Below are 15545 nucleotides of genomic sequence, written 5' to 3'. Positions count from 1 at the left end.
GGCATGCTGCCTCTGGGAGGTCCACAGTGCGAGGGCACAGGCGGACGGGAGACGGTCGTGGAGAGCTTCAGGTGCGCCTCGTGCGGGCGGGAGATCAAGCCCGCCGCCATCTGTCCGCACTGCGGCGCGGAGCAGCCGCAGTGGGCCGAGCACCTGGCCGACATCGAGCGGTCGATCGCCGAGATGAAGGCCCGGGACGCCGAGATCGCCCGTGAGCAACGGCAGATCGCCGCCAAGATGCAGGCCGCCCTCTTCCAGCGGGACATCCTGGCGCACGCCGGTGAGGAACGGGTCAAGCAGGCCACCCGACCCCGCCGGGTGCTGCGGCGACGGCCGGGACGCCGGCCGCCCACCGCCGCCACCGGCGCGCCACCCCGGGTGCCCCGGCAGGGCACCCCGCCGCCCGGACCGGACGACCTTCCCCCGTCGCCGCCCCGCGGCCGGCCGCAGTGGCTCGACGTGGACGACCCGGAGCACCCGCCGGAGGCGTCCTCGCGCGAGGTGCAGAACATCCCGCTGGGGCTGGGCGCGCTGCTGCTCGGCGTCGCGGCGGTGGTGTTCGCGGCGGTCGCCACCAGCTCGATGGACGCGCTCGCCCGGCTCGGCGTGCTGCTGGTCGCGACCGTGCTGATGCTGCTCGCCCCGCCGGTGCTGGCCCGCCGCGGGCTCACCTCGACCGCCGAGACGATCGCCGCGGTCGGCCTGCTGCTGGTGCCGTTGGCCGGGTACGCGGTCTGGGCCGTGGACCGGATCGGCGGCGGCACCTCGGGCGCCGCGTTCGCCGGCGCGATCTTCCTGGTCACCACCGTGGTCGCGGTCGGGTACGCGTACGGCACCGGGCTGCGCGCGCCCCGCTTCGCCACCGTGCTGGCCGCCCAGCCGGTGCTGCCGCTGCTGGCGTACGAGCGGGTGACCGGCCCGGCCGGCTGGGCGCTGGTGCTCACCCTGGTGGCCGTGCTGGACCTAGCGCTGGTCCGCTCCCCGGTGGTGCGCGAACGGCCGGTCCGGGCGGACCTGCCCCGCACCGCCCCGCCGGCACCCGCCGCGTCCCGGCAGCGCGCCGACGACGACCGGCCCGAGTCGGCGCCGGAGGAGTCCGGCGAGGTGCTCGGCGGCGAGCCGCCGGCCGGCCCGGCCACCGCCGCGCCGGCCCGGCCGGTGCCGTGGCTGCGCGAGCTGACCTGGCTGCTGCACGGCGCGGCGGTGGCGCTCGCCCTGGCGTACGCGGTCACCGCCCTGCTGCGCGCCGCCACCGTGCCGGTCGCCGCCGGCGCGGGCGCGGTGCTGCTGCTCGCCGCGCTGACGGCGCTGGCCGGCACGTTGGCGCTGCGCCGGCCGCCGCTGCCCGACGTGGGCGCCGGCATCCTCACGCTCGCGGTCATCGGCGCGCTCGGGCGGGTCGCCTCGGTGGCGCTGCCCGGCCGGGCCCTGCTGCTGATCGCCGCGGTCATCGCGCTCACCGGACTCGCCGTGCGGGCCATGCCGGAGACGGCCCGCCGGGGCCCGCAGCTCGCCTCCGCGGCGGCGTTGACGGTCAGCGGCCTGGTGGTCGCCGGTGGCGCGTTGCGCGCCGGGCTGGCCCCGGTCCGGGCGTCGCTGCCCGCCTGGTCCGCCGACCTGGGCGGCTGGCACGCCGAGCTGGCCCGGGCGGTCGGCCCGACCGACTGGCAGCTCGCCGCCGCCGCGCTGCTGCTCACCGTCGCCGCGGTGGTGGCGCTGCCCACCTCGATCCGGCGCGAGTTCGCGGTGGTCGGTGCCGCGCTCACCGCGCTCGCCGTGCCGGCCTCGCTCGGTCTGGGCTGGGCGGCGGCCTGCTGGCCGATGCTGGTGACCGCCGTCGCCATCGGGGTGTTCGGGCTCACCGCCGGCACGGAACGGGCTGCGGTGGTGCACGCGGTGACCGCGGCCGGGCTGGGGCTGACCGGCGCCGGCGCCGCGCTCGCCCGGCCCGCGCTCACCGCCGCCGCGCTGACCCTGCTCTTCCTGGCCGGGGCCTTGGTCTCGCTCGCGCCCCGGGTCCGGATCGCCGCCGCCGCGACGGACCCGGTCTGTGCCTGGGCGGCCGGTGGCGCGGCGTTCGCCCTGCCCGGCGCGGTGGCCGCGTTCGTCGCCGCCACCGTGCCGACCCCGCCGGCGCCCACCCCGGCCAACCTGCGCGAGATCACCGTGCCGATCCTCGCGGCGAGCTTCCTCGCCGTCTGCGTGACGCTCGCCTACGCCGCCCTGGTGCAGGTGGCGCAGCGGCAGCTGAGCATGCCGCACGCGCTCGGCACCGTGCTCGGCGCGGTGGCCGTCGCCGTCGCCGGGCTCTTCGCGCCCGGCGCCACCTCGGCGGACGGCTGGGTGGGCGGGCTGCTGCTGATCGCCGCCGCGCTGCTGGCGGCGGCGCCCCGGATCGACGCCCGACGCCGTGCCGACATGTCACTCGACGGCTCCGACCTGGCGCTCGCCGCCACCACGGTGGCGCTGGTCGCCACGCTGGTGCGGATCGCCGCGGTGCTCGCGCCGGGCGGCCAGCTCATGGTGGCCGCCGCGCTGGTGCTGGTGGTGGCCGTCGCGGCCCGGGCGCTGCCGGAGGAGTGGCGGCGCGGCCCGATCCTCGGCATCGCCGCCGGCGGCACCCTGATCGGTCTCGTCGCCGCCTGGAGCGCGCTGCGCGGCGGCGTCGGCGTGCTGGCCACCCCCGGCCCGATCTGGGCCGGTGACCTGAGCGGCTGGCCGGCCGCGCCGACCGGCGGGACGACCTGGCAGGCGCCGGTCGCGCTGGCGTTGCTGGCGGCGACCGCCGCCGTCCTGCTGCCGCCGCCCTGGAAGTACGACGTATCGGGCGTGTGCGCGGTGCTCGCCACCGTGGGCGCGCCGGCCGCGTTCGACCTGCCCTGGTGGTCACCGGTGCTGGTCGGCACCATGGTGGCCGCGGTCTTCGGGATGGCGGCGGTGGCCGCGACGGACCCGAGGGCCGCGCTGTCCCGGGCCACCGTGGCCGGTGTGGTGGCGTTGCACGCCACCGGCGCCGGGCTGGTCCGGCCCTGGACCACCGCGTTGGCGCTGAGCAGCATCGCGTTGATCGGGGTGACGGTGGCGGCCCTGGCCCGGTCGTTCGCGCCGGCGCTGGTGGAGGACGTCCGCACCGAGGGCATGCCGCCGCACCTGGTCCAGGTGGGCGGTGCGGCGGCCGGGTCGGCCCTGCTCGCCCTGCCCGGCGCGGTGGCCGCGCTGTCTGTCGAGTTCGGCCGTCCCGCGCAGGTGGTGCTCACCGCCGCCCTGGCCGCCGCCAGCCTCGGCCTGGCGGTGGTCGCGGCGGTCCGCCGGCAGGTGCCGCAGTACCTGCCGTACGCCAGCGTGGCCGTGGTGGGAGCGGGCACCGTCACGGCGGCCACCGCCCTCGTCGTCCAGCTGCCCGCCGGGGTGTTCGCCGCCGCCGCCGCGCTGCTCGGTGTGCTCGCCGAGCTGATCCGGGCGGCCACCGTCCCGCCGGTCGGCTCGGCCCGGCCGGTACGCCGGTGGTCGGTGCTGCTGAACGGGGCGCTGCGCCGGGACCCGGACCGCCCCACCGAGCTCCGGTGGCGGGTCAGCCCGGCGGCCGGCGCGTTGGCCGCGGCGGCGCTGCCCACCGCGCTGGCGCTCGTCACGCTGGCGCCCACGCTGGTGGTGGCGCTGTTCTCGACGTTCGTGGTGCTGGGCCGGGTGTGGCAGGGGCCGCCCCCGGAGCTGCTCACCCCGCCGCCGGACGCGGTGGACCCGACCCACGTGCTCACCGCGCTGCTGCTCACCGCGACCGCGGCGCTGGCCGCGACCGGGTTCAGCGGCGGTCGTCGCTCCCGGGCGGTGCCGGTGATCCTGCCCGGGGCGGCCCTCACGCTGCTGATCGCGCCGGTGGCGCTCGGCCAGGGGTGGCCGGTGACCGCGGAGGCGGGGCTGGTGGTGTTCACCATCTCGATGCTGGGGTTGGCGCTGACCCCGCCGCCGGCGTTGGCCGAGCCGGGTCGCTCGATCCGGGTCGCCCGGGTGCTGGTCTTCGCCATCGGGCTGGCCGCCGGTGGCGCCGGGCTGGCCGGCGCGCTCGCCACCCGCGACCTCACCCTGATCACGTTGGGGAGCGCGGTCGGGGTGGGCGCGGTCGCCGCGTTCTTCGGCACCACCCAACGGGCCCGCATCCTCGGCTGGCTGTTCGCCTCGCTGATGGCGCAGCTCTTCGTGCTCACGCTGGGGTTGGTGGCCGGGCTCGCCGCGGTGTGGTCGGCGTTCGGCGTGCTGGCGGTGGGCGCGGCGTTGCAGGTGTTCGCCGCCACGCTGCCCCGGCTGCGCCGGCCCGAGGCGTACCGGGAGGCGGCCACCGTCGAGTGGAGCGGGTACGCTGCGGCGCTCATCGCGCTGGCCCTGGCGTTCGACTCGCCTCGGCACATCGCCGCGTTGCTGGCCGCCTGGGGTGCGGTGCTCGGGGTGGCGGCCAGCCGGCCGGGGCGTCGCCCGTTCGAGCGGAACCTGCTGTTCTGGGCGGTGGTGGCCTGCGAGATCACCGCCTGGTGGATCCTGATGTGGGTGGCCGACGTGGCGCTGCCCGAGGCGTACACTCTGCCGTTCGCCGCGTTGGCCCTGCTGGTCGGCGTGCTGCAACTGCGGCACCGGCCCGACATGTCGAGCTGGGTGGCGTACGGGCCGGCGTTGGTGACCGCGTTCCTGCCCACGCTGGCGATCGTGGTGGCCACCGACTCCAGCATGCTGCGCCAGGTGTTGCTGCTGCTCGGGGCCGTGGCGGTGCTGATCTTCGGCTCGATGAGCCGGCAGCAGGCGCCGGTGATCGTGGGCGCGACGGTGACCGCCGTCGCCGCGGTGCACGCGTTGTTCAGTCTCGGCCCGTGGCTGGTGCTGATCCCGGTCGGCATCGTGCTGCTGGTGCTCGGGGCCAGCAACGAGCGTCGCCGCCGGGCCCAGGAGCGCCTGCAGACCGCGCTGCGCGGCATGCGGTGACGGGGTCCGCTCGTCCCGCCTGACCCACCGGCCGGTCACCGACGGCGGTCACCCTCCGCACCGGACCGGCCGCCGGCCCGACCACCGCTAGACCCCTTTGCTCTGCAGCCACGGGCGCAGCAGTCACCCTGCGCAGCCAGGCATCCTCGAACCACATGGCGAGCACGAAACGGGCACCGCAGGTCGATGCAGTGCTGCGTCAATGGCTGCAGAGCAAAGGGGGCGAAGGGCAACCACCACTCCGGCACCGTCGACCACACTCGGTGACCGCAGGCCGCCAACACGCAGAGTGAGTGACCTGCGGGAGTGGTCAGGCCAGCGAGGCGCGGAGCGCCGCCTCTTTCTCGGCGACCAGGTCCTCCAGGCTCGCCTGGTAGGCGGCCATCCGGTCGCGCAACGCCGGATCGGCGGCGCCCAGGATGCGGACCGCGAGCAGCCCGGCGTTGCGGGCGTTGCCGATCGACACCGTGGCGACCGGCACGCCGGCCGGCATCTGCACGATGGACAGCAGCGAGTCCATCCCGTCCAGGTACTTCAACGGCACCGGCACGCCGATCACCGGCAGCGGGGTGACCGAGGCGACCATGCCGGGCAGGTGGGCGGCCCCACCCGCACCCGCGATGATCACCCGGATGCCCCGGCCGGCGGCGGACCGACCGTACTCGATCATCTTGAGCGGGGTGCGGTGCGCGGAGACCACACCGACCTCGTGCGGCACGCCGAACTCGTCCAGCACCTCGGCGGCGGCCCGCATGGTCGGCCAGTCCGAGTCGCTGCCCATGATCAGCCCGACCGTACTCATGCTGTTCCCCCCTGTCCCTCCTGGAGCCACCGCGCCGCGCGGGCGGCCCGGGCCCGCACGTCGGCCAGGTCCGTGCCGAGCACCGTGACGTGCCCGATCTTGCGGCCCGGTCGGACCTGCTTGCCGTAGAGGTGGACCTTGGCGCCCGGCTCGGCCGCGAACAGGTGGTGCAGGCGCTCGTCGATCGAGATGCCGCCCGGCTCCCCGCCCAGCACGTTCGCCATCACCACCACCGGCGCGGCGAGCGACGTGTCCCCCATCGGGTAGTCCAGCACCGCGCGCAGGTGCTGCTCGAACTGGGAGGTGCGCGCGCCCTCGATCGTCCAGTGGCCGGAGTTGTGCGGACGCATGGCCAGCTCGTTGACCACCAGCCCGGAGGGCGTGTCGAACAGCTCCACCGCGAGCAACCCGACCACGCCGAGCGCGGTGGCCAGGTCGATGGCGAGCTGCTGCGCGGCCACCGCCCGCTCCTCGGGCAGGTCGGGCGCGGGCGCCAGCACCTCGACGCAGATGCCGTCGCGCTGCACGGTCTCCACCACCGGGTACGCGGCCACCTGCCCGAACGGCGACCGGGCGACCTGCACGGCCAACTCCCGACGCAGCGCCACCCGCTCCTCGACCAGCAGCGGCGTGCCGCCGTCGAGCAGCGTGGCGGCCAGCTCGGCGGCCTGGTCGGCGTCGTCCACCAGCCAGACGCCCCGGCCGTCGTAGCCGCCCCGGGCGGCCTTGAGCACCACCGGCCAGCCGGTCTCCACGCCGAACCCGACCAGGTCGGCCGGCGACTCCACCGGACGCCAGGCCGGGTTCGGCGCGCCCAGCTCGGCGAGCCGCTCCCGCATCACCCGCTTGTCCTGCGCGTGCACCAGCGCCTCGGCCGGCGGGAACATCTTGACGCCCTCCGCGGCCAGCGCACGGATGTGATCGTTCGGCACGTGCTCGTGGTCGAACGTGACCACGTCGCAGCCCTTCGCGAACGTGCGTAGCGCGGTCAGGTCGGTGTGGTCGCCGTACTGGACGTCGGCGGCCACGAGCGCCGCGCCGTCGTCCGGGGCGAGTGCCAGCACGCGCAGCGACTGGCCGAGGGCGATGGCGGCCTGGTGGGTCATCCGGGCCAGTTGGCCGCCACCCACCATGCCCACAACGGGGAGTCCGGTCCGGGAGTCCATAGCGCCGCCAGCCTAACCGGGCCGGCGGCGGGCCCGATCGTGAGGGCGGCCCGCCGCCGGGGGACTCAGCCGAGCTGGGCGACCAGCTCCTCGACCGAGGTCACCGGCCGCTGGCAGACGAACCCCCGGCAGACGTACGCGGTCGGCCGCCCGTCGACCAGGGGCCGGCCGGCCAGCAGCGGCACGCCGGGCTGATCCGGGGCGCCGGCGACCACCACCGCGCCGGGCGGGGCGTGCCGGTGCGCGGCTGCCACCAGCGGGTCACCTGCCGGGTCGTCGGTCGCCACCGCGATCTCGTACGGCCCGGAGAGCAGCGCCTCGCCCACCGTGGCGGCGTAGCCGGTGAACCGGGCGTGCCGGTCCACGATCGGCGCGACGGTCGACAGGGTCGCCTCGGCGGCCTCCCGGTAGCGGGTCTCGCCGGTCAACGCCGCGTACGCCACCAGCGCCGCGACGATCGCCGACCGGCCCGACGGGGTCGCGTTGTCGGTCGGGTCGGCCGGCCGGGTGACCAGGCGTTCGGCGTCGTCGGCGGTGTCGTAGAAGCCGCCGTCCGGCGCCGCGAACCGGGCCAGCGCCACGTCGAGCAGCTCACCGGCCAGCGCCAGCCACCGCCCCTCGCCGGTGAGCTGGTGCAGCGCGCAGAACGCCTCCGCGACGCAGCCGTAGTCCTCCAGCACCCCGGCCGGCGCGCCCACCACCCCGTCCCGGGACACCCGGCGCAGCCGGCCGTCGACCAGGTGCACGGCGGCCAGGTGCTCGGCGGCGTCGCGCATCGCCCCGTCGGCGACGATGACCACGCCCTCCATCAGGTTCGCGTCCTCGTCCTCCGGTGCCGCGTAGAGCGCGGCGACCTGCTGGAACTCCGCGATGGCGGTGATCGCCAAGCCGTTCCAGGCGGCCACCACCTTGTCGTCGCGGGCCGGTTGGGGGCGGGTGTCGCGGGCGTGCAGCAGCCGGGCCGCCACGTCCCGCCAGCGGGCCCGGACCGCCGGATCGGCGTCGTCCACGTCCCGGGCCAGCCGCAGCACGCTGGCGCCCTCCTCGAAGGTGCCGTCGGCGGTGACGGTGAACAGGTCGGCGGCGAACCGGCCGTCCTCCTCGCCCAGCACCTCGACGAGCTGGTCCGGCGTCCAGACGTAGGTGAGCCCCTCGACGCCCTCGGTGTCCGCGTCCAGCGCCGAGGCGAAGCCCTCGCCGGCCCGGTGCAGCTCGTCGGCGAGGAACCGGGCGGTGTCGCGGGCCACCCGGCGGGCCAGCCTGTCGCCGGTGACCCGCCAGAGCTGGGTGTAGACGCGCAGCAGCAACGCGTTGTCGTAGAGCATCTTCTCGAAGTGCGGCACGGTCCAGTGGCCGTCCACCGAGTAGCGGGCGAAGCCGCCGGCGAGCTGGTCGTTCAGGCCACCGCGGGCCATCGCCTCGGCGGTGTGCCGGACGATCTCCAGGCTGCGCGCCGACCCGGTCCGCCGGTGGTGCCGGAGCAGGAAGAGCAGGTTCATGTGCGGCGGGAACTTCGGGGCACCGCCGAAGCCGCCGTTCGTCTCGTCGTACTCCTTCGCGAGCTGGGCGGCGGCGCCGTCGAGCAGCTCCGCGGTGAGCGGGGCGGTCACGCCGCCGACGGCCTGGGCGCCGCCGATCGCCTCGACCACGGCGGCCCCCTGCCGCAGCACCTCCTCGCGCTGGTCCCGCCAGGCGGCGGCGACCGAGCCGAGCAGCCGGACGAAGTTGGCCCGGGGGAAGTAGGTGCCGCAGAAGAACGGGGTGCCGTCCGGGGTGGCGAAGACCGTCATCGGCCAGCCGCCCTGGCCGGTCATCGCCTGGGTGGCGGTCATGTAGACGGCGTCGACGTCGGGTCGCTCCTCGCGGTCGACCTTGACGCAGACGAAGTCGTCGTTCATGAGCCGGGCCACGGCCTCGTTCTCGAACGACTCGTGGGCCATCACGTGGCACCAGTGGCAGGCGGCGTAGCCGACCGAGATGAGCACCGGCACGTCACGCCGCTTCGCCTCGGCGAACGCCTCGTCACACCAGGGCCACCAGTCGACCGGGTTGTCGGCGTGCTGGAGCAGATAGGGCGAGGTGGCCTCGGCGAGTCGATTCACCATCCGACCATAGCGAGCGCGCGGTGCCCGCGCGCCGCGAGTGGCCGGCCGGATCGGGACCACGGCCCCGACCCGGCCGCCGGGTCAGCGGGTCAGCGGGTCAGCGGGTCAGCGGGTCAGCGTGAGCGTCGAGGTGTCCGTCACGGTGAACTCGTTCCAGTATTCGAAGTCGCGGACCGTGATCTCGCTGACCGCCTGCGCGGTGCCGCGCTGGAACGTGACGTCGGCCGGGTAGGTGGTCGCCGACCAGGGCACCTCCTGACCCGGGACGCACGGGATGTGCGGCGAGAAGTAGGCCCGCACGGTGCCCGCCTTCTTCTGCTGTTGGACCAGCTCGCCGGCGATGTCGAAGGCGTCCGCCCGGGTGCAGGTGATCGTGCCACGGACGGTGGCGATGCCCTTGCTGTCCACGGCGGCCACCGGGTTGACGGTCAGCGTGACGTCGAGCGCCGGCAGCGGCGGCGGGTTCGAGATGTGGATCTCCCCGCGCAGACCGCCGGTCGCCCCCTCGCAGCGGATCTCGAAGGTGGCGTCGAAGCGCTCGACGTAGTCGAACGGGCCCCAGGCGGCGTCGAGGACGGTGAACGAACCGGTGCTCTGCGCGCAGGAGCGGCCCCAGCCGTCGTTGTAGAGCCGGATGCCCGCCTGGTGGTTCTCGTAGTCCGGCTGCCCGACGTTCTGGTAGGTGTCGCCGGCCTTCAACGCGGCCGGGGCCGTGAGAGCGAGATCCCAGGTGCCGTCGGGGTAGTTCGAGGAAATCATGTGGAACTGCTGCGCGTTCCAGCCGGACGCGCTCATCTCGTCGCCCGGGGTCGTCGAGGCGGAGCTGTAGGAGTAGGAGTTGCCGGCGGTGATCGGGTCACCGGGCTCGCCGGTGACGCTGAACGACCAGGACTGCACCGGCCGGGCCTGCGCCGGCGCGGCGCCGACCAGGCCGGCGGCGCCGGCGGTCAGCGCCATGGTCGCGGCGAGCAGAACCGGTCGCCAGGAACGTCTCATCATCGTCTCCCCCGTGTGGACGTCAACGGGGACGCCGGTCGCGTCCACCGTGCCAGCAGACTAGGGCCGACCAGCGGGTCCGCGCTGCCCCGCGCCGGCGGGATGTCGGCAGCCCGACGGCCCGCCACGGAACGTCCTTCCGTTATTCATCCTGGTCTATTTGAATCGGCGCATGGCCGGCGTCGCCCACCGCCGGCACGTCCGAAGGAGACGGTCCATGCGCAGACCCCCCGTCCTGCTCGCCCTGCTCGCCCTCGCCGCTCTCGCCGGCGCCGCGCTGACCCCCGCCGCCGCGTCCGCCGCGGTGCCACCGGAGACCCGGTGGTCCGCCACCACCGCCGTCGGGATCCACAACACGTACGAGCGCGGCACCTACACCTACCTGGCCCAGGCGCTCGACGCCCGACCCGGGCTGATCGAACTGGACGTCTGGCCGGACGTGCTCACCCGGCAGTGGCGGGTCAGCCACAGCAACCCGCTCGGCAACGACAACAACTGCGTGGCCGCCACCAGCGCGGCCCAGCTCTACACCGGCACCCGGAACAAGGACCTGGAACACTGCCTGGACGACATCCGGCTCTGGCTGGGCGCCCACCCCGACGCCGGCCCGGTGATCCTCAAGCTGGAACTCAAGACCGGCTTCAGCAGCCGTACCGGGCAGGGGCCGGCCCAGCTCGACGCGGTGCTTGCCGCCCGCCTCGGCGACCGGGTGTTCCGCCCCGCCGACCTGCTCGGCGGCCACCCCGGACTGGACGCCGCCGCCCGCGCCGACGCCTGGCCCACCCGGGGGCAGCTCGCCGGCAAGGTGATCGTGGAACTGATCCCCGGCACCGTCGAGGAGGGCAACCCGACCGACACCCTCTGGACCGACGTGGAGTACGCGCGCCACCTGGCCGGACTGGCGGCGGCCGGCACACTGGACACCGCCCGCGCGTTCCCGGCCGTGCACCGCGCCCAGGCCGGCGACCCCCGCGTCCGGTACGCGGACCCGGCCCTGCGCCAGTGGTTCGTGGTCTTCGACGGCGACGCCTCGGCGTACGTCACCGGCGGCATCGACACCGCCTGGTACGACACGAACCACTACCTGCTGGTGATGACCGACGCGCAGAACGTCCCGCCGGCCGTCGGCGCCGGTGACGCCGACGCGGCGGCGGCCCGGGTCGCCCAGCTCGCCCGCGCGCACGCCACCATCGCCTCCGCCGACTGGTCCAGTCTCCCCACCGTCCTCGACGACGTCCTCCCCCGAGGCTGACCACCCACCCCTGAGTGACGCCCCTGTTTCACGGAAAGCGTGGCTGTTCGGGCTCGGATGGCCACGCTTTCCGTGAATCTGCGGCAGAGGGGGGTGGGGTGGGGTGGGGGTGGGGGTTAGGAGGCGCCGTCGGCGCGTAGGGGGAAGACGTTGCCGCGGGCCGTGTCGCGCAGCGAGCCGAGCACCGCGCCGATCTTGTCCGCCGGCATCGGCTTGAAGAAGTGGTAGCCCTGGGCGGCGGTGCAGCCCAGCTCCGCCAGCGCGGTGCGCTGCTCGGCGGTCTCCACGCCCTCGGCCACCACCCGCAGGCCCAGCTCGTGGGCGAGCCCGACGGTGGTACGCACGATCGCCGCCGCTTCCGGCGAGTCGGCCATCCGGATCACGAAGGAGCGGTCCACCTTCAACTCGTCGACCGCGATCCGCGTCAGGAACGTCAACGACGAGAAGCCGGTGCCGAAGTCGTCCACGGCGAGCTGCACGCCCATCGCCCGCAGCGTGGCCAGCACCTCGTCGATGACCTCCAGCTCGCTCATCACCACCGTCTCGGTGATCTCCAGGACCAGCCGGCGCGGTGGAACCTGGTGCCGGCGCAGCGCCTCCTCGATCTCGGTGGGCAACCGCGGGTCGAGCAGGCTGCGCGCCGACAGGTTCACCGAGATCGGGACGTCCAGTCCTTCCCGCGCCCACCCGGCGGCCACCGCCAGCGCCTTGTCCAGCACGTAGCGGGTGAAGCTGCCGAGTTGCTCGCTGTTCTCCACCGGCCGGATGAAGTCGGACGGTCCCAGCCAGCCCCGGCGCGGATGCCGCCACCGGATCAACGCCTCCACCCCGGTCGGCGCGCCGGTGGCCAGGTCGACCGCCGGCTGCAACGCGAGCACCAACTGGTCGTCGGCGGCCAGCGCCTCGCGCAGCTCCGCGAGCAACGCCAGGTGGTCGGTGCTCGCCGCGTCCCGCGAGCTGTCGTACGCGGCGACACTGCCGCCGCCCTCCTTGGCCTGGTACATCGCGATGTCGGCACGCCGCAGCAGCTCGGTCAGGTCGGCGGCGCCCGCGTCGGCCGCCACCACGCCGACCGCCACCTCGACCGACATCCGCACGCCGGCCACCTCGGTCGGGGCGGCGAGCCGCTCGGCGACCTCCCGGGCCTGACGCAGCGCGTACGTCAGCGGGGCGGTCCGGTCGTCGATCACCGGGACCGAGGTCAGCAGCAGCGCGAACTCGTCGCCGCCGAGCCGCCCGAGCAGGTCGCCGGGCCGGGTCAGCACGGCCAGCCGGTTGGCGGTCAGCCGCAGCAGCTCGTCGCCGGCGGCGTGCCCCAACGTGTCGTTGACCTCCTTGAACTGGTTCACGTCCAGCAGGAGCAGGGCCACCGGGTGGTCGTGCGGACGCTGCCGCAGCGCCTGGTCGCCCCGGGCCAGCAGGGCCGCCCGGTTGAGCAGCCCGGTGAGCTGGTCGTGCACCGCCTCGTACGACGACCGGGCGGTGACCAGCCGCAGCTCGCGGTGGGTCGCGGCGTCGTGCAGCGCGGCGGCCAGGGCGTCGGAGAACGCGGCCACCCCGTCACGTTCGGCGGGGCTGGGTGGGGCGGACCGGGCGAAGCGCACCCGCAGCCGGCCCACCTCGACGGTGCCGACGGCGAGCCGCCGGACCAGCTCGTGCTCGCCGGTGCCGGCTTCCGCGGTCGGGTCCACCTCGACGTCCCGCACCTGACCGCCGAGGTCGGCCCGGTAGCGGCGCCAGTGCCCCTCCCCGCGCGCCACGTCCACCTCGACCAGCTCGGCCCCGAACAGGGTGAGCGCGCCGGTCACCGCGGCGCTCGCGACGCCGCGTTCGTCGAGCTGGTTGAGCGCGGCGGTGGCCTCGGCGAACGCCCGCCAGGTCCGCCGTTCCTGGTCGGCCCGGAGCCGGTGCCGATAGGTCTGTTGCAGCAGCCACAGCGGGGGCGGCAGGAGCAGCAGCCAGCGTGCGTCGAGTTCGAGCAGCGCGACCACCACCAGGCCGACCGCGACGTTGCCGACGAACATGGGCAGCTTGCCGCGGAGCGCGGCCAGCAGCGGCGGCCCGATCGGGATGCCGTGCCGCAGGGCGATCGTGGCGGCGCCCAGCCAGGCGGTGGTGAGCAGGTAGGTGACCGCGCCGGCGCCCAGCGCCAGGGCAAGCTCGGGGGTCGGCGCGGCGAGCAGCGGCCGGCCGAGCGCGCTCGCGACGGCCCCGGCCAGCGCCGTGGCGGCGGTGAGCGAGCCGGCGATGCGGACCAGTTCCAGCACCGGACGGCGGTCGGCGACCAGCGACATGGTGGTCCAGGCGGCGCCGGCGCCGAGCAGCGCCGCGCCGGGGAGCCAGCCGGCGGGCACCAACCAGAGGCAGACCACGAGCGCGGCCTCGCCCCAGGTGATGCTGACCATGCCGGCCGCGGTGCGGAAGCGCAGGCGGGCGAGCTGGGCGACGGCGAACGTGACAGCGGCGAGGCCGAACCGCGCCGGCCCGGGCAGCGGGTCGTCGACCGGCAGGTGCGCCGGTACGGCGAGACCGAGCACCGCGGCCAGCAGCGCGGTGACCGCGACCGCGGCGGTCAGCAGCACGACGCTCAACGGGGTGCCGCGCAGGCCGAGCCGGTCGGGGGGACGGTCGGCCGGTTCGGAGGTCACGGCCCCGCCCCGGGAGGGCCCGCGATCGGGGCACGGTGGGGGCCCGTGGCTGTCCTCGACATCGACGCCCCCCTTCCGCGCAGGGTCCGGGGCCTGACGGTCCCCCCGGCGGAAGGCTAAGCCAAAGCCGGTGGTCGCAACAGGGGTCGACGACCGACTTGGGCGTGATTCACGTGGTGTTCAGCTGTTGCGGCGCTGCTGGGAGCCGTTGGGAGTATTCGTCGGTGAATCCTGCTCGACAGTCCCCTCTGTCGGATCGACGACCGCCGCGTCGACCCGCCCCGGCTCGCCCTGGTGCGGGAACCGGTCCGGCAGCCGGCGCAGCCGGGCGTTCATGTTGCGGATCAGCAGGACGGTGACGGTGCCCAGCGCGACGATGAGGAAGAGGCCCATCGGACCGGCCAGACCACCCGTGCGGGTGTCACCGAAGTTGTTCTCCGCGAGCACCTGGGCGGTGGTCAGCATGGTGTTCCTCCGATGTGCGGCTGACGACCAGGGTAGCCCGCGCCGATGTCAGTGGGCACGGCACGTCTCGCGCACGCCGGCGAAGAGGTCGGACTCGGGGAGCGGGCTGTCCACCAGTGAGCGGGCGAGTTGGAAGTCCTCCGTGGGCCAGGCGCGCTGCTGGAGGTCCATCGGCACCTGGAACCAGAACCCGTCCGGGTCGATCTGGGTGGCGTGGGCGCGCAGCGCGTCGTCGCGGACCGGGAAGTAGGCGGCGCAGTCGACCCGGGTGGTGATCCGGTCGCCCTTGTCGGGGCGGTCCTCCCAGCGCTTCATCCACTCCCCGTACGGCGACTCGCGGCCGGCGGCGAGCATCGCCTCGTGCAGGCTCATGATCTTGGCCCGGGAGAAGCCCACGTCGTAGTAGAGCTTGAGCGGCTGCCACGGCTCGCCCAGCTCCTGGTGGCGCTCCGGGTCGCCGGCCGCCTCGAACGCGGCCACGGTGACCTTGTGGGTCATGATGTGGTCCGGGTGCGGGTAGCCGCCCTCCTCGTCGTACGTGGTGACCACGTGCGGGCGGAACTGCCGCATCAGCCGCACCAGTGGCGCGGCGGCGACCTCCACCTCCTGGAGGGCGAAGCAGCCCTCCGGCAGCGGCGGCAACGGGTCGCCCTCGGGCAGCCCGGAGTCGACGAAGCCGAGCCACGCCTGCTCGACGCCGAGGACCGCGCGGGCGGCGTCCATCTCGGCCCGGCGGATGTCGCCGATGTTGGCCCACACGTCCGGCCGGTCCATCTTGGGGTTCAGCACGCTGCCCCGCTCGCCGCCGGTGCACGTGACGACCAGCACCTCCACCCCCTCGGCGACGTATTTCGCCATGGTGGCGGCGCCCTTGCTCGACTCGTCGTCGGGATGGGCGTGCACCGCCATGAGACGCAGTTGCTCTGCCACCTTGGGCGCTCCTCGTCTGTGCCCACCGGCCGACCCCACCCGGGCCGACCGGCTGACCTGCCGGAATCTCCCCCCGCGCCCGCGAAAGCCCCCGTGCTGGCCGGCCGGCACCCCGTCGGAGTGGCCGGGACCACTCGGGCCGGTCGGGGCCGACCTGCCATCCTTGGCTCAGCGCCGGGCTGGGAAGATGGACCCTGCCATTCTTGCCGA

9 protein-coding genes are annotated in these 15545 nt (G+C 75.1%); 2 read left to right on the top strand and 7 right to left on the bottom strand.

Translation table 11 applies throughout. From position 1 onward, the window contains the following. The first annotated feature begins 57 nt into the window (after positions 1 to 57). The gene (locus OG767_RS05810; RefSeq protein WP_405092480.1) at positions 58 to 4971 is read left to right on the top strand and encodes an SCO7613 C-terminal domain-containing membrane protein; all 4914 of its coding nucleotides are present in this window, start codon (positions 58 to 60) and stop codon (positions 4969 to 4971) included. Between the two features lie 310 nt (positions 4972 to 5281). Here OG767_RS05810 and purE read toward each other — a convergent pair whose 3' ends face one another. The 4 genes from purE to OG767_RS05790 all read right to left on the bottom strand — a co-directional run bounded on the left by purE (position 5282) and on the right by OG767_RS05790 (position 10040). Continuing rightward, positions 5282 to 5773 carry a 5-(carboxyamino)imidazole ribonucleotide mutase gene (purE, locus tag OG767_RS05805; protein ID WP_405092479.1) on the bottom strand — a complete coding sequence of 164 codons (492 nt, stop codon included), beginning with the start codon at positions 5771 to 5773 and terminating at the stop codon, positions 5282 to 5284. Then, positions 5770 to 6939, bottom strand: a complete 1170-nt coding sequence (locus tag OG767_RS05800) for a 5-(carboxyamino)imidazole ribonucleotide synthase (protein ID WP_405092478.1) — start codon at positions 6937 to 6939, stop codon at positions 5770 to 5772. The genes purE and OG767_RS05800 overlap by 4 nt, the downstream gene beginning before the upstream one ends. Positions 6940 to 7004: 65 nt before the next feature. Beyond that, a complete protein-coding gene (locus OG767_RS05795; RefSeq protein WP_405092477.1) occupies positions 7005 to 9041 on the bottom strand; it encodes a thioredoxin domain-containing protein in 2037 nt (678 codons plus the stop codon). A 108-nt stretch (positions 9042 to 9149) separates the two neighbouring features. Next, positions 9150 to 10040: a hypothetical protein gene (locus OG767_RS05790; protein WP_405092476.1), complete on the bottom strand. Its 891-nt coding sequence runs from the start codon at positions 10038 to 10040 to the stop codon at positions 9150 to 9152. 217 nt (positions 10041 to 10257) lie between these two features. Here OG767_RS05790 and OG767_RS05785 point away from each other — a divergent pair, with 217 nt between their 5' ends. Continuing rightward, on the top strand, positions 10258 to 11292 hold the full coding sequence (locus tag OG767_RS05785; protein WP_405092475.1) for a phosphatidylinositol-specific phospholipase C domain-containing protein: 1035 nt from the start codon (positions 10258 to 10260) through the stop codon (positions 11290 to 11292). Between the two features lie 116 nt (positions 11293 to 11408). Here OG767_RS05785 and OG767_RS05780 read toward each other — a convergent pair whose 3' ends face one another. The 3 genes from OG767_RS05780 to mca all read right to left on the bottom strand — a co-directional run bounded on the left by OG767_RS05780 (position 11409) and on the right by mca (position 15335). Then, positions 11409 to 13898, bottom strand: a complete 2490-nt coding sequence (locus OG767_RS05780; protein ID WP_405094143.1) for a putative bifunctional diguanylate cyclase/phosphodiesterase — start codon at positions 13896 to 13898, stop codon at positions 11409 to 11411. A 222-nt stretch (positions 13899 to 14120) separates the two neighbouring features. Continuing rightward, positions 14121 to 14405 (bottom strand): hypothetical protein, encoded by a 285-nt coding sequence (locus OG767_RS05775; RefSeq protein WP_405092474.1) that lies wholly within the window; start codon positions 14403 to 14405, stop codon positions 14121 to 14123. A gap of 48 nt (positions 14406 to 14453) precedes the next feature. After that, the gene (mca, locus tag OG767_RS05770; RefSeq protein ID WP_405092473.1) at positions 14454 to 15335 is read right to left on the bottom strand and encodes a mycothiol conjugate amidase Mca; all 882 of its coding nucleotides are present in this window, start codon (positions 15333 to 15335) and stop codon (positions 14454 to 14456) included. Positions 15336 to 15545 lie beyond the last annotated feature (210 nt).

The organism is Micromonospora sp. NBC_01392 (assembly GCF_045040125.1).
Taxonomy (GTDB): Bacteria; Actinomycetota; Actinomycetes; order Mycobacteriales; family Micromonosporaceae; genus Micromonospora.
The sequence above is the reverse complement of the archived record's forward strand: the minus strand, read 5'-3'. Positions and strand labels throughout refer to the sequence as shown.